Below are 16,925 nucleotides of genomic sequence, written 5' to 3'. Positions count from 1 at the left end.
CGTCGACGAAATGCAGCAGGTCATTCCCCGACCCGTTTCCCGGGTCATTCCGTCGACCCTTCCTCCGGCAATCCCGTGGATCTCCGGCAATCCCCTGAAATGAGAACACCATGTCATCGAAGACCCTCCTCCGACCCGTCCGGCCGCCCACCGGCGCGCCCCGGCCGGTGTCACTGCCGGACCGTCTGGCGCTCCGGCTCGGACTCGCCCTCATCGTGTGGAGCCGCCGCACGCGGCGACAGCCCCACGAGATCGACCCGGCCGAGGAACTCCGCCGGCAGTGCGAGCACGAGGCGCGTCTCGTCCGTGAGGCCGAGTGGCTGCTCCTCGTCACCGGACCACGGCAGTGGCGCTGAGTCGCCCGGTGGCGACCAGCGGACGGGAGGCGCGGGACCGATCCGTCCCGCGCCTCCCGCCCGACTCCAGCCGGCCGGTCGGCGTCCTGGCCGCACCCCCGTTGGCCCGTACGGTTGACGGCATGAAGGAGACCGCCGCTGCCCTCGTCGAGCGCCTCACCCAGATCGTCCCCGACTTCCCGAAGCCGGGCGTGCTGTTCCGTGACGTGACGCCGGTGTTCGCCGATCCGATCGCCTTCGGGCGCGTCTGTGAGGCCCTCGCCGCACCGTTCGCGGTGGGTGCGGGTTTCGCGGCCGTCGCCGGCATCGAGGCGCGCGGGTTCGCCCTCGCCGGCGGCATCGCGGCGCAGCACCAGGTCGGCGTCCTGACCGTGCGCAAGGCCGGCAAGCTGCCCGGCGAGGTGCTCAGCGAGCAGTACGCGCTCGAGTACGGGGAGGCCGAACTCGAGTTGCGCCCCGGCCAGCTCGAACCCGGCACCCGGGTGCTCGTCGTCGACGACGTCCTCGCCACCGGGGGCACGGCGGCCGCGACCGTGACGCTGCTCGAGCGCGCGGGGTACGAGGCGATCGGGTTCGCCGCCCTGATCGAACTCGACGGGCTGTCCGGCCGCGAGCGGCTCGAACCGCGTCTGCCCGTCACCACCCTCGGCGCCGTGCCGGCCTGAGCCTCGGCGACGGACTCCGCGGGTCGGCGCCGGTGCCGTCCGGCGACCGCGCCCGCACTAGTCTTGACGCACCCAATCCGATCGAGGAGTCCCACCATCGTGACCGAGTCAGTCGCCGCAGAACCCGCCGAGCCCGCCGACGTGCCCCAGGCACCCGAGCCCCGCACCGCGACGACGACCACGACGGGCACCGATCTGTTCGACGGCGTCCGCGGTGTCGTCGCCGTCCGGGTGGCCGGTGTGCTCAAGGACCTGGCGGCCGAGGTGGCGGCCGGCGACGTCGTCGAGCCGGTGACCCTCGACGAGCAGGACGGCCTCGACATCCTCCGGCACTCCGCCGCGCACGTGCTCGCGCAGGCGGTGCAGCAGATCAACCCGGACGCGAGGCTCGGCATCGGGCCGCCGGTCACCGACGGCTTCTACTACGACTTCGACGTGGCCGAGCCCTTCACGCCCGAGGACCTCAAGGCGATCGAGAAGGGCATGGACCGCATCGTCAAGCAGGCCCAGCGCTTCCGCCGCCGGGTCGTGACGGACGGCGAGGCCCGCGAGCTCATGGCGGGGGAGCCCTACAAGCAGGAGCTCATCGGCCTGAAGGGCGCCGCTGCCGATGGCGACTCGGGCGAGAGCGTCGAGGTCGGCGCGGGCGAGCTCACCGTGTACGAGAACGTCGACCCGAAGTCCGGCGAGGTCGTCTGGCAGGACCTCTGCCGCGGCCCGCACGTCCCGCACACCCGGTGGATCGGCAACGCGGCGAAGCTCATGCGCGTCGCCGCCGCCTACTGGCGCGGGTCGGAGAAGAACCCGCAGCTGCAGCGCGTGTACGGCACCGCCTGGCCCGACAAGGACCAGCTCAAGGCGTACCTCGTGCGCCTCGAGGAGGCGGCGAAGCGCGACCACCGCAAGCTCGGCGCCGAACTCGACCTGTTCTCGTTCCCCGACGAGATCGGCTCGGGCCTCGCGATCTTCCACCCCAAGGGCGGCATCATCCGCCGTGAGATGGAGGACTACTCGCGTCGTCGGCACGAGGAGAACGGCTACTCGTTCGTCTACACGCCGCACATCACCAAGGGCGACCTGTTCGAGCAGTCCGGTCACCTCGGGTGGTACAAGGACGGCATGTTCCCGCCCATGCACATGGACGAGGCGCGGGACGAGGACGGCAACGTCACCCGACAGGGCGCGGACTACTACCTCAAGCCCATGAACTGCCCGATGCACATCCTGGCGTACCGGTCGCAGGCCCGCTCCTACCGCGACCTGCCGCTGCGGATGTTCGAGTTCGGCACGGTCTACCGCAACGAGAAGTCCGGCGTCATCCACGGCCTCACCCGGGTCCGTGGCCTGACCCAGGACGACGCGCACATCTTCACCACGCAGGAGAAGATGAAGGAGGAGCTCACCACGACCCTCCAGTTCGTGCTGTCCCTGCTCCGCGACTACGGTCTCGACGACTTCTACCTCGAGCTCTCCACCAAGGACCCCGAGAAGTACGTCGGCGACGACGAGGTCTGGGAGGTCGCTACGAACACCCTGCGCGAGGTCGCCGAGGAGTCCGGGCTCGAACTCGTCGCCGACCCCGCCGGTGCGGCCTTCTACGGCCCGAAGATCTCCGTGCAGGCGCGCGACGCCATCGGCCGCACCTGGCAGATGTCCACCGTGCAGCTCGACTTCAACCTCCCCGAGCGGTTCGGCATCGAGTACACGGCTGCCGACGGCACCCGTCAGCGCCCGGTGATGATCCACCGTGCCCTGTTCGGGTCGATCGAGCGGTTCTTCGGCGTCCTGACCGAGCACTACGCGGGGGCGTTCCCGGTCTGGCTGTCCCCGGTGCAGGTCGTCGCGATCCCCGTCGCCGAGGAGTACGGCGACTACCTCGACGAGGTGGTCGCGAAGCTCCGTGCGAAGGGCGTGCGCGCCGAGGTCGACCACTCGGACGACCGCATGCAGAAGAAGATCCGAACGCACACCAAGGCGAAGGTGCCGTTCCAGCTCATCGCGGGCGGCGACGACCGCGACGCCGGGGCCGTCAGCTTCCGGTTCCGGGACGGCCGCCAGGACAACGGCGTGCCCGTGGACGAGGCCGTCGAGCGCATCACGACGGCCATCCGCGACCGCGTGCAGGTCTGATGTCCGGCCCGCTCGACGACGAGGGCGACCCGCTGGTGATCCGGGACGCCGCCACCCAGGCGGCGGTCCCGGACGCCTTCCAGCGCCTGTGGAACCCGCACCGGATGGCGTACATCGACGCCGGCCGGGCGGGCGAGGGTCGCGGGCACCGTGACGACTGCCCGTTCTGCGAGGCACCGCGGAAGTCCGATCGTGAAGCCCTCATCGTCGCGCGGGGCGAGCACGCGTACGTGCTGCTCAACCTGTACCCGTACAACAACGGCCACCTGCTCGTCTGCCCGTACCGACACGTCCCGCTCTACGACGAGGTGACGCCGGAGGAACTGCAGGAGATCGGCGAGCTGACCCAGACCGCGATGCGGGTCCTCCGCCGGGTCGCCCACTGCGACGGGTTCAACATCGGGATGAACCAGGGCGAGGTCGCCGGCGCCGGTGTTGCCGCACACCTGCACCAGCACATCGTGCCGCGGTGGCAGTCGGACGCCAACTTCTTCCCGATCATCGCCCGGACGAAGTCGCTCTCGCAGATGCTCGGCGAGACCCGTCGACTCGTCGCCGAGGGGTGGCCGGAGCACTAGACTGGGGGGATCATGAGCGACAGCACCCCCAGCACCGTCACCGCCACTTCGACCACCGGGTCCTCACGCGTCAAGCGCGGCCTCGCGGAGATGCTCAAGGGCGGCGTCATCATGGACGTGATCGACGCCGACCAGGCCCGCATTGCCGAGGAAGCCGGCGCCACCGCCGTCATGGCCCTCGAGCGCGTCCCGGCCGACATCCGTGCGCAGGGTGGTGTCGCCCGCATGTCCGACCCGTCGATGATCGAGGAGATCATCGCCGCCGTGTCGATCCCGGTCATGGCGAAGGCCCGCATCGGCCACTTCGTCGAGGCCCAGGTGCTCCAGGAGCTCGGCGTCGACTACATCGACGAGTCCGAGGTGCTCTCGCCCGCCGACTACGTCAACCACATCGACAAGTGGGGCTTCACGACGCCCTTCGTCTGCGGTGCGACGAACCTCGGCGAGGCCCTCCGCCGCATCACCGAGGGCGCGGCCATGATCCGCTCCAAGGGCGAGGCCGGCACCGGCGACGTGTCCGAGGCCACGCGCCACATCCGCACCATCTCGAAGGAGATCGCGGCGCTGCGGAACCTCAAGGAGGACGAGCTCTACGTCGCCGCCAAGGAGCTGCAGGCCCCGTACGACGTCGTGAAGGAGGTCGCGCAGACCGGCTCACTCCCGGTGGTGCTCTTCACCGCCGGTGGTGTCGCCACCCCCGCCGACGCCGCGATGATGATGCAGCTCGGCGCGGACGGCGTGTTCGTCGGCTCCGGCATCTTCAAGTCCGGTGACCCGGCCAAGCGCGCCGCGGCGATCGTCAAGGCCGTGACCTTCCACGACGACCCGAAGGTCATCGCCGAGGTCTCGCGTGGGCTGGGCGAGGCGATGGTCGGCATCAACGTGGCCGACGTCCCCGCGCCGCACCGTCTCGCCGAGCGTGGCTGGTAACGCCGCGCCCCGGATCGGCGTCCTCGCCCTGCAGGGGGACTTCCGCGAGCACATCTCGTCCCTCACGGAGCTCGGCGCCGACGTCGTGCCGCTCCGCCGTCCGGAGGAGTTGGCGGCGCTCGACGGCGTCGTCATCCCCGGCGGTGAGTCGAGCGTGATGGACAAGCTGTCCCGGACGTTCGGCCTTGCGGAACCGCTCGCCGATGCCATCCGCGGTGGCCTACCGGCCTACGGCACCTGCGCGGGCATGATCATGCTGAGCGCGCGGATCACCGACGGCATCGCCGGGCAGCACACGCTCGGGATCCTCGACACGACGGTCCGACGCAACGCCTTCGGCAACCAGAACGACTCGTTCGAGACGGACATCCCGATGCCGGAACTCGGCGCGGACCCCGTGCACGCGGTGTTCATCCGGGCGCCCGTGGTCGAGGAGCACGGCATCGACGTGCGCGTGCTCGGGGCGCTGACCGACGGGCAGGTCGTCGCGGTGCAGCAGGGCAACGTGCTGGCGAGCGCCTTCCACCCGGAGGTCGCGGGGGAGGACCGCTTCCACCGGCGCTTCCTCGACCTGGTCCGTTCCGCCTGAGCCGGGCCGCCGGTTGGCCGCGCCAGCGAGGCGGAGGGCGGCCGAGCCTCCCGGGTCGGTAGACTGGACCGGATTTTCGGCTAGACGCAAGGAGAACCGTGTCCGGGCATTCCAAGTGGGCAACGACCAAGCACAAGAAGGCGGTCATCGACCAGCGCCGTGCGAAGTCGTTCGCCAAGCTCATCAAGAACATCGAGGTCGCCGCGAAGATGGGCGGCGCCGACATGTCGGGCAACCCGACGCTGGTCGACGCGGTCCAGAAGGCCAAGAAGACCTCGGTGCCGAACGACAACATCGACCGTGCCGTCAAGCGCGGCGCCGGCCTGACCGGTGAGTCGATCGAGTACACGACGATCATGTACGAGGGCTACGGCCCGAACGGCGTCGCGCTGCTCATCGAGTGCCTCACCGACAACAAGAACCGCGCTGCGGCTGAGGTCCGGACCGCGATGTCGCGCAACGGCGGCACCATGGCCGACCCGGGCAGTGTCGCCTACAACTTCAACCGCAAGGGTGTCATCTCGGTCACGAAGACCGACGGGCTCTCCGAGGACGACGTCATGACGGCCGTGCTCGACGCGGGTGTCGAGGACGTCATCGACCAGGGCGGCGGCTTCGAGGTCATCACCGAGGCGTCCGACCTCGTCCAGGCACGCACGGCCCTGCAGGACGCAGGGATCGACTACGACTCCGCCGACGCCGAGTTCGTGCCGAACCTCAAGGTCGAGGTCGACGCCGACACCGCCCGCAAGGTGTTCAAGCTCATCGACGCGCTCGAGGACTCGGACGACGTGCAGAACGTGTACGCGAACTTCGACGTGCCCGCCGACGTGCAGGCCGAGCTCGACGAGGACGAGGAATAAGACCGTGCTCCGCGTGCTCGGGGTGGACCCCGGGCTCACCCGGTGCGGGGTCGGCGTGGTCGAGGTCACGCCGGATCGGCGCGCCCGCCTCGTGCACGTGACGGTCGTCCGCACCCCGGCGGACATGGCCCTGGAACTGCGGTTGCTCGCGATCGCGGAGGGCATCGCGGAGCAGATCGACACGCACCGTCCGGACGCCGTCGCCGTGGAACGCGTCTTCGCCCAGGCGAACGTGCGCACCGTGATGGGGACCGCGCAGGCGTCCGGGCTCGCCCTGCACGCCGCAGCGGCGCGCGGGCTGCCGGTCGGGCTGCACACTCCGTCCGAGGTCAAGGCCGCCATCACCGGGTACGGCAACGCGGACAAGCGGCAGGTGCAGGCGATGGTCGCGCGGGTCCTCGGCCTGGCCGAGGCACCGAGGCCGGCGGACGCCGCGGACGCGCTCGCCCTCGCGGTGTGCCATGCCTGGAGGCTCGGCTCGCCGGACGCCGTCAGCACCGGCACGCAGACGCTCACGCCCGCGCAGCGCGCGTGGCGTGACGCGCAGGCCGGTGCAGCCGGGCGGAGCGCGGCGTCCCCGCTCGTGCGGAGCGGCGGTCCGAGGACGTCCGCGGTCCGCCCTAGGCTCGGGGCATGATCGCGAGTCTCCGGGGCACCTGCATCGACGTGGCCGGATCGACCGCCGTGGTCGAGGTCGGGGGAGTCGGGTACGCGGTGACGGTCACGCCGGCGCACGCCCTGACCATGCGTCACGGCGCAGAGGTGTTCGTCCGCACGGCGCTCATCGTCCGGGACGACGCCTTCGAGCTGTTCGGCTTCGACTCGGTCGAGGCGCTCCGCGTGTTCGACCTGCTGCGCAGCGTCTCCGGCGTCGGGCCGAAGTCCGCCCTCGGCGTCCTCGGGCAGATGACCGCGGCACAGGTGGCGAACGCCGTCGCGAACGACGACGACGCCGCGTTCCGGAAGGTCTCCGGGATCGGTCCGAAGACGGCCAAGCTCATCATCGTCGCCCTCGCCGGCAAGCTCGCCGCGTTCGAGGCGCCGACCGCCTCGGCTGCCGCCGGTGCGGTCGCCGCGCACCCCGCCTCCGAGGACGTCGTCATCGCACTGGTCGGGCTCGGCTGGCGCGAGGAGGCCGCCCGGTCGGCCGTCGACGACGCCGTCGCGAACGAGCCCGGCGTCGCCCAGATGGGGACGCAGGCGCTCCTCCGCGCCGCGCTCGGCACGCTCCGACCGGCGGGTGCCGGTCGATGAGCGGCGGCATCACCGCGGCCGACGCCCAGTCGCCCGAGGAGCTCGCGTTCGAGGGAGCGCTCCGCCCGAAGTCCCTCGACGAGTTCGTCGGGCAGCGGAAGGTCCGCGGGCAGTTGGACCTGCTCCTCAAGGCCGCTGCCATGCAGGACCGGACGCCGGACCACATCCTGATGGCCGGACCGCCCGGACTCGGCAAGACGACGCTCGCGATGATCGTGGCGCACGAGTCGAACCGCCCCCTGCGGATGTCGAGCGGCCCGGCGATCCAGCACGCAGGTGACCTCGCCGCCGTCCTCTCGTCGCTCATGCCCGGCGAGGTGCTGTTCATCGACGAGATCCACCGGATGGCCCGATCGGCCGAGGAGATGCTCTACCTCGCGATGGAGGACTTCCGCATCGACGTCATGGTCGGCAAGGGCGCCGGTGCGACGAGCATCCCGCTCGACCTCGCCCCGTTCACCCTCGTCGGTGCGACCACCCGGGCCGGACTCCTGCCGAACCCCCTGCGCGACCGCTTCGGCTTCACCGCGCACCTGGAGTTCTACGAGCGTGACGAGCTCGAGCAGGTCCTCATCCGCGCCGCCCACCTGCTGGAACTCGACTTCGACCGGTACGCCCTGCGGGAGATCGCCGGGCGCTCCCGCGGGACCCCGCGCATCGCGAACCGTCTGCTGCGACGGGTCCGCGACTTCGCGCTCGTGCACGGCACCCGGGACGGCATGGCCGCGGTCCAGGGCGCACTCGACCTGTACGACGTCGACGAGTACGGCCTGGACCGGCTCGACCGCGCCGTGCTCGAGACGATGCTCACCCGCTTCGACGGCGGCCCGGTCGGGCTCAACACGCTCGCGGTGTCCGTCGGCGAGGAGTCCGAGACGATCGAGTCGGTCGTCGAGCCGTTCCTCGTCCGCATCGGGCTCGTCACGCGGACCCCGCGCGGCCGCATCGCGACCCCGCAGGCCTGGCGGCACTTCGGGCTCACGCCCGGACAGGCCGCAGCACAGCCGGGGTTGTTCGACGCCGACGGTGCGTGAAGGACCGGACATCTGCGTGCTCTAGACTGCTCGCGCCCGAAACCGCTCGACCGACCGGAGGGTCCCCATGGACCAGTACTTCCTCATCATCATCATCGTGGCGTTCGCGGCCTTCATGTTCTACAGCAGCCGCAAGCGCAAGAAGCAGCAGTCGGAGACCGCCAGCCAGATGGTCCCCGGTGCCCGTGTCATGCTCTCGTTCGGCCTCTACGGCACGCTCGTGTCCGTCGACGACGAGAAGGTCACCGCAGACGTCGAGATCGCACCGGGCACCGTCGTCACGGTGCACCGCCAGACCCTGTCCCGCGTCGTGCCGGAGGAGACTCCCGAGGCCGTCGAGACGACCACCACGACCGAGCCCGCGGCGGACCACGTCACCGAGCTGAACGGCGAGCCGATCTACGGCGAGCGGGTCGAGGACGTCGACACCACGAAGCGCAAGACCGAAGACTGACCGACGACGCCGTCGGGACCACCCGACGGTGCGACACCATGGGCCCCGTGCGTTCCGACGTGCGGGGCTCACGACAGAAAGACGAGACGACCGGTGGCACGATCGACACCCGTCAAGAAGGCGCTCCGCTCGCTCACCTGGTTGGTGATCATCCTGGCGATCCTCGCGGGGCTGAACACCGCAGCGTCGATCCTCGCGAGCACGTCGAAGGACGCCTCCGACAAGTGGTACGACGGGGCGAGTTGGGTCCCGGAGCTCGCGCTCGACCTGCAGGGCGGGACCCAGATCACCCTCGCGGCACAGAGCACCGAGGGGTCGGCCGTCACCTCGGAGCAGCTGCAGCAGGCGGTGAACATCATCCGCCAGCGCATCGACGCCACCGGTGTCTCGGAGTCCGAGATCAACACCCAGGGCGCCAACAACATCGTCGTCTCGATCCCCGGCAAGCCCGACCAGGAGACCATCCAGCGCATCGAGGCCGCAGCGAAGCTGACCTTCCGTCCGGTGCTCTACACCGAGGCCGCGTCGGACAGCGCCGTCGGCGACGACGGCTCGCAGTCCGCGTCCCCGACGCCGTACTCGCCGCCCGCATCGCTCCAGGCCAGTCCGAGCGCCGAGCCGACCAACGGCAGCGACCTGGCCTGGGTGACGCCCAAGCTGCAGGACCTGTACACGAACTACAAGTGCTCCGCCCCGGACGACGTGACCGCCGCCCCGGACGACGAGCCGCTCGTGACGTGTGACGCCGACGGCACCGCGAAGTACATCCTCGGCCCGGTCGAGGTCTCCGGCGCGGACATCAGCAACGCCACCTCCGGCCTCGCCTCGAACTCGCAGGGCACGACGACGGGCGAGTGGGCCGTCAACCTGACCTTCAACGGCGCCGGCACCAAGGACTTCGCGACGGTCACGAACCGCCTCGTCTCGCTCGCGCAGCCGCAGAACCAGTTCGCCATCGTCCTGGACGGCACGGTCATCACGGCACCGTCGACGAACGCGGCGATCACGAACGGCAAGGCCCAGATCACCGGCGCGTTCACCGCGGACTCCTCGAAGACCCTCGCCGACCAGCTGAAGTACGGCGCACTGCCGATCAACTTCCAGGTGCAGTCGAACGAGGTCATCTCGGCCACGCTCGGCACCGCACAGCTCGTCGGCGGTCTCGTCGCCGGCCTCATCGGTCTCGTGCTGGTCATCATCTACTCGGTCATCCAGTACCGGGCGCTGGCGTTCGTCACGGTCCTGTCGCTCGGCGTCGCCGCAGCCCTGACGTACCTGGTCATCGCGATCATGTCCTGGCGGGTCGACTACCGGCTCTCGCTCGCGGGTGTCGCCGGCCTGATCGTCGCGATCGGCATCACGGCGGACTCGTTCATCGTCTACTTCGAGCGCATCCGTGACGAGCTCCGCGACGGTCGAGCCCTCGAGAGCGCGGTCGAGTCCGGTTGGAAGCGTGCGCTCCGCACGATCCTCGCCTCCGACTCGGTCAACTTCCTCGCCGCCGTGACGCTCTACGTGCTCGCGGTGAGCGACGTGAAGGGGTTCGCGTTCACGCTCCTCCTGACCACCCTCATCGACGTCGTCGTCGTGGCGCTGTTCACGCACCCGATGATGCAGCTCATCGCCCGCAGCCGGTTCTTCGGTGAGGGGCACACGTTCAGCGGTCTCGACCCGGCCGCCCTCGGCGCGGTCTACCGCGGCCGCGCGCAGTTCCGCGCACCCATCGTCGACGGCAAGCGGCAGCGCAGTGCGCGTGAGGCCGCCCGCCGCCAGACCATCGCCGAGCGCAAGGCATCCGGCAGCACGGGCAACGACACCGGCAACGGGAAGGACAGCTGATGGCGAGCTTCAGCCAGTTCGGCAGTGACCTCTACACGGGCAAGCGGTCCTACGACTTCGTGGGACGGCGGAAGACGTGGTACCTCATCGCGGTCGCCTGCATCGTGATCTCCCTCGCGGTGCCGTGGCTCCGTGGCGGGTACCAGCTCGGCATCGAGTTCACCGGCGGCTCCGAGTTCACGGTCTCGGACGCCGAGTCCACCGACCAGAACATCGCCACCGAGACCGTCGAGCGCGTGGTGTCGGACGAGGCACCGCGTGTCTCGCAGCTCGGGACCCACGGCATCCGCGTGCAGACCGGTCAGCTCACGAACGCGCAGACCGACGAGATCGCCTCGGACCTCGCGGCCGCGTACGACGTGCCGGAGTCCCAGGTCGCCGCGACCTTCATCGGAGCGACGTGGGGCGCGGACGTCCTGGCGCAGGCCATCCGCGGTCTCGTGATCTTCCTCGCCCTGGCCGCCGTGTTCATGGCGCTGTACTTCCGCACCTGGAAGATGTCGCTCGCGGCGATGACCGCGCTCGTCCACGACCTGCTCATCACGGCCGGCGTGTACGGCATCGTCGGTCTCGAGGTCACTCCCGCGGCCGTCATCGGCTTCCTGACGATCCTCGGCTACTCGCTCTACGACACGGTCGTGGTCTTCGACAAGGTCCGCGAGAACACGGCGATCGAGTCGCACCGGACGTTCAAGCAGTCCGTCAACCTCGCGATCAACCAGACGCTCGTCCGGTCGATCAACACCTCGGTCGTGGCGCTGCTGCCGGTCGCGGCGATCCTCTTCATCGGGTCGTACGTCCTCGGCGCCGGCACCCTGCGGGACATCTCCCTCGCGCTCTTCATCGGCATCATCGTCGGCACCTACTCGACGATCTTCCTGGCGGCGCCCATGTACGCGCACCTCCGCGAGAACGAGCCCAAGGTCCTCGCGAGCGACGCGAAGAAGGCGCAGGCGGCCGGGAAGCAGCGTCCCGTGCAGGCCGGGGCAGACGTCTGATGGGCCCGCAGGAGGTCGAACTGGCCGACGCGCTCCAGCGGATCGAGGACGGCGCGCCCCTGATCGACGTGCGCGAGCAGTCCGAGTGGGACGAGGTGCACGCACCGCAGGCGACGCTGCTGCCGATGTCGGAGCTGCAGGCGCGGTGGGCCGAGGTGCCCGCCGACGACGAGCACCCCGCGGTCGTCGTGTGCCACAGCGGGTACCGCTCGGCCCAGGTCGTCGCCGCGCTCGAGCGTGCCGGGGTCCCGGCGGTCAGTCTCGCCGGCGGGATGGTGGCGTGGGAGCAGTCCGGCGCCCCGGTGGTCCGCCCCGGACGGACTCCCGCCGCTGACGGCGAACGTGGTCACGAGCACTGACCCGACGCGCGTAGTGTTGTCGGATCGAGTCCCGGGAGGCGCAGCATGACCGACACGCGTGAGTCCTCGCAGCCGGATGCCGGTGCTGCTTCCCGGCCGTCCGACGGGTCGCGACCAGGGTCCGCTCCGCGCCCGTCGAGCCCGCCGCTCGGGTCGAACACGACCGGCAACATCGGGTCACTCCGGTCGCTGCTGCCGCGGCTGTTCTCCCGCGCACAGCCGGCCGGTGCCGTCGACACCCTGATCCGCACCGTCCGGTCGCACCACCCGAAGGCCGACACGACGCTGATCGAGCGGGCGTACTCGGTGGCGGAGCGCGCGCACGACGGCCAGAAGCGCAAGTCCGGCGAGCCCTACATCACGCACCCGGTCGCGGTCGCGCAGATCCTCGCCGACCTGGGCATCGGCACGATCACGATCGCCGCCGCGCTCCTGCACGACACCGTCGAGGACACGGACTACCAGCTCGACCAGCTGCGCGAGGACTTCGGTGACGAGATCGCGATGCTCGTCGACGGCGTCACGAAGCTCGACAAGGTCAAGTACGGCGACAGCGCGCAGGCAGAGACCGTCCGCAAGATGGTCATCGCCATGTCGAAGGACATCCGTGTCCTGGTCATCAAGCTCGCCGACCGCCTGCACAACGCCCGCACCTGGGGCTTCGTGGAGTCGGCCTCCGCCACGCGGAAGGCCAAGGAGACCCTCGAGATCTACGCGCCGCTCGCGCACCGCCTCGGCATCCAGATGATCAAGCTGGAGCTCGAGGACCTGTCGTTCGCGGTGCTGCACCCGAAGCTCTACGTCGAGATCGACAGCCTGGTCAAGGAACGACAGCCGAAGCGCGAGCAGTTCGTGCAGAACGTCACGGCGACGCTGAAGAAGGACCTCAAGGCCGCGAAGGTCCGCGGCGACGTGATGGGCCGCCCGAAGCAGTACTACTCGATCTACCAGAAGATGATCGTGCGCGGCCGCGAGTTCGACGAGATCTACGACCTGGTCGGGATCCGCGTGCTCGTCCCGACCGTGCGCGACTGCTACGCGATGCTCGGTGCCGTGCACGCGCGGTGGACGCCGCTGCCCGGCCGCTTCAAGGACTACATCGCGACGCCGAAGTTCAACCTGTACCAGTCGCTGCACACCACGGTGCTCGGGCCGCAGGGACGTGCGGTCGAGATCCAGATCCGCACGCACGAGATGCACCAGCGTGCCGAGTTCGGCGTCGCCGCGCACTGGAAGTACAAGCAGCGCGTCACCGGTCGTGATGCCGAGAGCACGTCACAGTCCGACCAGGACATGGCGTGGCTCGCCCACATCACCGACTGGCAGGCGGAGACGAGCGACCCGGCGGAGTTCCTCGACTCCCTGCGCTACGAGATCGGTGCCAAGGAGACCTACGTCTTCACACCGCAGGGCAAGGTGATCGGCCTGCCGGCCGGCGCGACCCCGGTCGACTTCGCCTACGCCGTGCACACCGAGATCGGGCACCGCACGATGGGCGCCAAGGTCAACGGTCGGCTCGTCCCGCTCGAGAGCCAGCTGTCCAGCGGGGACGTCGTGGAGATCTTCACCTCGAAGAACCCGGACTCCGGCCCCAGCCAGGACTGGCTCACCTTCGTCCGGAGCCCCCGGGCCCGGAACAAGATCAAGCAGTGGTTCACCAAGGAGCGCCGGGAAGAGGCGGTCGAACAGGGCCGTGACGCCATCGCCCGGGCGATGCGCAAGCAGAACCTGCCGCTCCAGCGCATCATGAGCCAGGACACCATCTCCGAGGTGGCGTCGGCGATGCGGTACGACGACGTCTCGGCGCTGTACGCGGCCGTCGGCGAGGGGCACGTCTCGAGCCAGTCGGTGATCGAGAAGGCGCTCGGCAGCATCCAGAACGAGACCGAGACGGACGAGCCGGAGCTCGCGTTCCCGCGGCACGTGACGAGCCGCCAGCTGCGGAACAGCGACAGCGGCGTGCTCGTCCGTGGGGCGCCGGACATCCTCGTGAAGCTCGCGAAGTGCTGCACGCCGGTGCCGGGCGACCAGATCGTCGGGTTCATCACCCGCGGTCAGGGTGTCTCGGTGCACCAGGCGTCGTGCACGAACGTGAAGTCCCTCATGAACGAGCCCGACCGGATGATCGAGGTCGAGTGGGCCCCGTCGTCCAAGTCGGTGTTCCTCGTGCAGATCCAGATCGAGGCGCTCGACCGCTCCGGCCTGCTCAGTGACGTGACCCGCGTGCTGACGGACCACCACGTGAACATCCTGTCCGCCACGGTGTCGACGTCGTCCGACCGGCTCGCCCTGTCCCGCTTCGTCTTCGAGATGGGTGACACGACGCACCTGGACCGCGTGCTCAACGCGGTGCGCCGGATCGACGCCGTGTACGACGTCTACCGCGTCAGCGCTGGCTGATCTCGGTCGGCTCAGCGGGACCCCGGGCCCGGGTCAGCGCAGCAGGCCGATCCCGGCGTCGCGGAAGCGGCGTTGCGCCTGGCGACCCATCGGCAGCCGCTCGGACGCCGTGAGCAGTGCCGCGAGGCGCGGCGGATCGACCAGTGCGGTCAGCACCAGACCGCGCAGCGCCTCGGCCTCCGCCGCCTCGAACCCGCGTCGGTCGCGCAGCAGGTCGAGCGCCGTCGCGTCGGGGCTGAGGACACGCACCCCCGCCCGCAGCACGACGTCCTCCGGGCGGAGTGCGATCTCACGGACACCGGCCCAGGCCCCGCGGCGGCGGGACCGTTCACCGGCCGGCACACAACTGTCGTGGGGGAGCGGCGGACGGGAACACGCGCCCCAGATCCACGCCGCGCTCCGCCCCGCTGCCACGAACTGCGCACCCGCGACGGACCACGCGTAGGACGCCGCCCGGAGCGCCGTGTCCTGCGGTTCGGCGACGGACGCCCAGCACGCGCCCACCGGGACGAGTTCGCCGGCGAGGACCGCGGCACGTGCCTCGGCCGCCGGCCAGTCGTCGGTGGTGACGAGGCGGGAGGAGGGCACACGGAGATGATGCCCGAACACACCACCCCGAGGCCGACGGTGTGGAGAAGGAGGGTCAGCGCAGGACGTCGGCGCGGTGCACGAGGGCGGCCGCTCCGATGAGGGGACCGTCCTGGGACAGGCCGGTGGGGACGATCCGGACCTTCGTCACGAACGGGAACTCGACCCGCTCGGCGACGGCCTGTCGTGCGTACTCGAACAGGTCGGGGGAGACGTGCGAGAACCCGCCGCCGATGGCCACGACCTCGAGGTCGACCAGGCTCGTCGCCGCGGCGATCGCCTGCCCGAGGGCTCGTCCGCTCCGCTGCACCGCGGCCACCGCGACCTCGTCGCCGGCGGCGTAGGCGGCGGAGAGCTCCTCGCCGGTCGTCCCGGTGAAGCCCTGCCGTCGCGCCCACGCGACGGTCTTCGGTCCGCTGGCCACGGCCTCCAGGCAGCCGGTGCCGCCGCACGCGCACGGGTCGTCGTAGCCGCCGCACTCGACGTGGCCGATGTGCCCGGCGTTGCCGGTGGGGCCGCTGACGGTGCGTCCGTGCAGGATGAGGCCGCCGCCGACGCCGGTGGACACGATCATGCCCATCACGTGGTCGGAGCCCTGTGCCGCCCCGACCCAGTGCTCGGCGAGCGTGATCGCCAGCCCGTCCATGCGGAGGGTCACCGGCACGTCGTCCGGCACGTGGACCGCGACGCGGTCGCGGAGCGGGTACCCGCGCCAGACCGGCATGTTGAGCGGTGACACGAGCCCGTTCACCTCGTCGACCGGTCCGGCCGACCCGATGCCGACGCCGACCAGGCTCGCGTCGGTGGGGAGCGCCGCGAGCGCGGCGACCACGACCTCGTCGACCGCGGCCTGCAGCTCGTCCGAGGTCCGTCCGGGCCCGGTCGGGCTGCGGTGTCGCGTGCCCGGCAGGACGACGCCCTGGTCGGTGACGAGCGCGGCTTCGACCTTGGTGCCGCCGAGGTCGACGGCGAGGGCGAGGGACGAGGACGTGGTGCTGGACATGCGCACTCCGGTGTGGCGGTCGGGAGGCCCGGCAGCGGTCCGTGACGCTGACGTCGCGTCCGGCGCAGCCGACCCGGGGAGGGGATCGGGTGGGAGGTCAGGGGATGGAGCCCCGGAGCCGCGGCCCCCACGGGGGCCGACGGCCGTCAGTAGGACGAGGTGTCGTCGCCGCGGTCGGAGGAGGAGCCGGTCGCGGCGCGGTGAGCGACCTCGTCGAGGATGCGTGCCGAGGCGCTCGTGCCGATCCGGTCCGCGCCGGCGCGGACCATCTCGAGCAGGGTGTCGAGTCCGCGGACGCCGCCCGAGGCCTTGACGCCGGTGTCGGCGCCGACGGTCTCGCGCATGAGGCGGATGTGCTCGGCCGTGGCACCGCCACCGGCGAAGCCCGTCGAGGTCTTCACGAACGACGCCCCGCCGGCGACCGCAGCGCGGCTGGCGGCGACGATCTCGTCCTCGGTGAGGTAGGCCGTCTCGAGGATGACCTTCACCACCGTGTCGCCGGCTGCCTCGACCACCGCGCGGACGTCCCGCTCGACCCGCTCCCAGTCGCCGGACTTGGCGGCGCCGATGTCCTGGACCATGTCGAGTTCGAAGGCGCCGTCGGCCAGGGCCTGCAGCGACTCGGCGACCTTCGTGGCGGTCGTCGTGGTGCCGTGCGGGAAGCCGATCACGGTGCCGACGCCGACCCCGGTGCCCTGGAGGCGCTCGACCGCGTGGCGGACGTCGCTCGGACGGACGCACACGCTGAACACGCGGTACGTGGCGGCCTCGTCGAGCTGTGCGTCGACGGCTGCGCGGTCCAGCTCGGGCTTGAGGATGGCGTGGTCGATGAGCCGACGGACGGCCTCGGCGGTGACGGGGAACGATGTGTTGTCCACCCGGCAA

At 70.6% G+C, this 16,925-nt stretch carries 18 protein-coding genes; 15 read left to right on the top strand and 3 right to left on the bottom strand.

Annotated features, from left to right (window positions below):
- Window positions 1-110 precede the first annotated feature (110 nt).
- The 15 genes from DEJ16_RS09335 to DEJ16_RS09265 all read left to right on the top strand — a co-directional run bounded on the left by DEJ16_RS09335 (window position 111) and on the right by DEJ16_RS09265 (window position 14,449).
- Entirely contained in the window at window positions 111-356 is a 246-nt protein-coding gene (locus tag DEJ16_RS09335) for a hypothetical protein (RefSeq protein ID WP_110824930.1), read from the top strand.
- Window positions 357-478: 122 nt separating this feature from the next.
- Complete coding sequence (locus DEJ16_RS09330) at window positions 479-1,021, top strand: adenine phosphoribosyltransferase (RefSeq protein WP_110824931.1); 543 nt, start codon at window positions 479-481, stop codon at window positions 1,019-1,021.
- Between the two features lie 141 nt (window positions 1,022-1,162).
- On the top strand, window positions 1,163-3,151 hold the full coding sequence (gene thrS, locus DEJ16_RS09325) for a threonine--tRNA ligase (protein ID WP_110825199.1): 1,989 nt from the start codon (window positions 1,163-1,165) through the stop codon (window positions 3,149-3,151).
- Window positions 3,151-3,729: an HIT domain-containing protein gene (locus DEJ16_RS09320; RefSeq protein WP_110824932.1), complete on the top strand. Its 579-nt coding sequence runs from the start codon at window positions 3,151-3,153 to the stop codon at window positions 3,727-3,729. The genes thrS and DEJ16_RS09320 overlap by 1 nt, the downstream gene beginning before the upstream one ends.
- 12 nt (window positions 3,730-3,741) lie before the next feature.
- Window positions 3,742-4,659, top strand: coding sequence for a pyridoxal 5'-phosphate synthase lyase subunit PdxS (pdxS, locus tag DEJ16_RS09315; RefSeq protein ID WP_110824933.1), 918 nt, complete (start codon window positions 3,742-3,744; stop codon window positions 4,657-4,659).
- Window positions 4,649-5,248: a pyridoxal 5'-phosphate synthase glutaminase subunit PdxT gene (gene pdxT / locus DEJ16_RS09310; RefSeq protein ID WP_110824934.1), complete on the top strand. Its 600-nt coding sequence runs from the start codon at window positions 4,649-4,651 to the stop codon at window positions 5,246-5,248. The genes pdxS and pdxT overlap by 11 nt, the downstream gene beginning before the upstream one ends.
- A gap of 98 nt (window positions 5,249-5,346) precedes the next feature.
- Window positions 5,347-6,111 carry a YebC/PmpR family DNA-binding transcriptional regulator gene (locus DEJ16_RS09305; protein WP_110824935.1) on the top strand — a complete coding sequence of 255 codons (765 nt, stop codon included), beginning with the start codon at window positions 5,347-5,349 and terminating at the stop codon, window positions 6,109-6,111.
- 4 nt (window positions 6,112-6,115) lie between these two features.
- Window positions 6,116-6,748 (top strand): crossover junction endodeoxyribonuclease RuvC, encoded by a 633-nt coding sequence (ruvC, locus tag DEJ16_RS09300; RefSeq protein ID WP_110824936.1) that lies wholly within the window; start codon window positions 6,116-6,118, stop codon window positions 6,746-6,748.
- The gene (gene ruvA / locus DEJ16_RS09295; protein WP_110824937.1) at window positions 6,745-7,365 is read left to right on the top strand and encodes a Holliday junction branch migration protein RuvA; all 621 of its coding nucleotides are present in this window, start codon (window positions 6,745-6,747) and stop codon (window positions 7,363-7,365) included. The genes ruvC and ruvA overlap by 4 nt, the downstream gene beginning before the upstream one ends.
- Complete coding sequence (gene ruvB / locus DEJ16_RS09290; protein ID WP_110824938.1) at window positions 7,362-8,399, top strand: Holliday junction branch migration DNA helicase RuvB; 1,038 nt, start codon at window positions 7,362-7,364, stop codon at window positions 8,397-8,399. Before ruvA ends, ruvB begins: the two co-directional genes overlap by 4 nt.
- A gap of 67 nt (window positions 8,400-8,466) precedes the next feature.
- Entirely contained in the window at window positions 8,467-8,853 is a 387-nt protein-coding gene (gene yajC, locus DEJ16_RS09285; RefSeq protein ID WP_110824939.1) for a preprotein translocase subunit YajC, read from the top strand.
- 93 nt (window positions 8,854-8,946) lie between these two features.
- The gene (secD, locus tag DEJ16_RS09280; protein ID WP_110824940.1) at window positions 8,947-10,692 is read left to right on the top strand and encodes a protein translocase subunit SecD; all 1,746 of its coding nucleotides are present in this window, start codon (window positions 8,947-8,949) and stop codon (window positions 10,690-10,692) included.
- A complete protein-coding gene (secF, locus tag DEJ16_RS09275) occupies window positions 10,692-11,690 on the top strand; it encodes a protein translocase subunit SecF (protein WP_110824941.1) in 999 nt (332 codons plus the stop codon). Before secD ends, secF begins: the two co-directional genes overlap by 1 nt.
- A complete protein-coding gene (locus DEJ16_RS09270) occupies window positions 11,690-12,049 on the top strand; it encodes a rhodanese-like domain-containing protein (protein ID WP_110824942.1) in 360 nt (119 codons plus the stop codon). Before secF ends, DEJ16_RS09270 begins: the two co-directional genes overlap by 1 nt.
- A gap of 45 nt (window positions 12,050-12,094) precedes the next feature.
- Window positions 12,095-14,449, top strand: coding sequence for a bifunctional (p)ppGpp synthetase/guanosine-3',5'-bis(diphosphate) 3'-pyrophosphohydrolase (locus DEJ16_RS09265; protein WP_258365889.1), 2,355 nt, complete (start codon window positions 12,095-12,097; stop codon window positions 14,447-14,449).
- 33 nt (window positions 14,450-14,482) lie between these two features.
- On the opposite strand, the gene DEJ16_RS09260 is transcribed toward DEJ16_RS09265, so the two are convergent.
- The 3 genes from DEJ16_RS09260 to deoC form a co-directional block, all read right to left on the bottom strand.
- On the bottom strand, window positions 14,483-15,037 hold the full coding sequence (locus DEJ16_RS09260) for a type IV toxin-antitoxin system AbiEi family antitoxin (RefSeq protein ID WP_181419539.1): 555 nt from the start codon (window positions 15,035-15,037) through the stop codon (window positions 14,483-14,485).
- A gap of 55 nt (window positions 15,038-15,092) precedes the next feature.
- Window positions 15,093-16,040 carry an ROK family protein gene (locus DEJ16_RS09255; protein WP_110825201.1) on the bottom strand — a complete coding sequence of 316 codons (948 nt, stop codon included), beginning with the start codon at window positions 16,038-16,040 and terminating at the stop codon, window positions 15,093-15,095.
- A 146-nt stretch (window positions 16,041-16,186) separates the two neighbouring features.
- Window positions 16,187-16,918, bottom strand: a complete 732-nt coding sequence (deoC, locus tag DEJ16_RS09250; RefSeq protein WP_110824944.1) for a deoxyribose-phosphate aldolase — start codon at window positions 16,916-16,918, stop codon at window positions 16,187-16,189.
- Window positions 16,919-16,925 lie beyond the last annotated feature (7 nt).

Origin of the sequence: Curtobacterium sp. MCJR17_055, assembly GCF_003224335.1 — a bacterium.
In the GTDB taxonomy this organism is placed as follows: Bacteria; Actinomycetota; Actinomycetes; order Actinomycetales; family Microbacteriaceae; genus Curtobacterium.
This window is presented reverse-complemented; position numbering and strand designations above follow the sequence as displayed.

Excerpts from the sequence above, each read along its gene's own strand:
- DEJ16_RS09335 (WP_110824930.1), top strand. The coding sequence starts at position 111 with ATGTCATCGAAGACCCTCCTCCGACCCGTCCGGCCGCCCACCGGCGCG.
- DEJ16_RS09330 (WP_110824931.1), top strand. The coding sequence starts at position 479 with ATGAAGGAGACCGCCGCTGCCCTCGTCGAGCGCCTCACCCAGATCGTC.
- DEJ16_RS09320 (WP_110824932.1), top strand. The coding sequence starts at position 3,151 with ATGTCCGGCCCGCTCGACGACGAGGGCGACCCGCTGGTGATCCGGGAC.
- pdxS (WP_110824933.1), top strand. The coding sequence starts at position 3,742 with ATGAGCGACAGCACCCCCAGCACCGTCACCGCCACTTCGACCACCGGG.
- ruvA (WP_110824937.1), top strand. The coding sequence starts at position 6,745 with ATGATCGCGAGTCTCCGGGGCACCTGCATCGACGTGGCCGGATCGACC.
- ruvB (WP_110824938.1), top strand. The coding sequence starts at position 7,362 with ATGAGCGGCGGCATCACCGCGGCCGACGCCCAGTCGCCCGAGGAGCTC.
- yajC (WP_110824939.1), top strand. The coding sequence starts at position 8,467 with ATGGACCAGTACTTCCTCATCATCATCATCGTGGCGTTCGCGGCCTTC.
- secF (WP_110824941.1), top strand. The coding sequence starts at position 10,692 with ATGGCGAGCTTCAGCCAGTTCGGCAGTGACCTCTACACGGGCAAGCGG.
- DEJ16_RS09270 (WP_110824942.1), top strand. The coding sequence starts at position 11,690 with ATGGGCCCGCAGGAGGTCGAACTGGCCGACGCGCTCCAGCGGATCGAG.
- DEJ16_RS09265 (WP_258365889.1), top strand. The coding sequence starts at position 12,095 with ATGACCGACACGCGTGAGTCCTCGCAGCCGGATGCCGGTGCTGCTTCC.
- DEJ16_RS09255 (WP_110825201.1), bottom strand. The coding sequence starts at position 16,040 with ATGTCCAGCACCACGTCCTCGTCCCTCGCCCTCGCCGTCGACCTCGGC.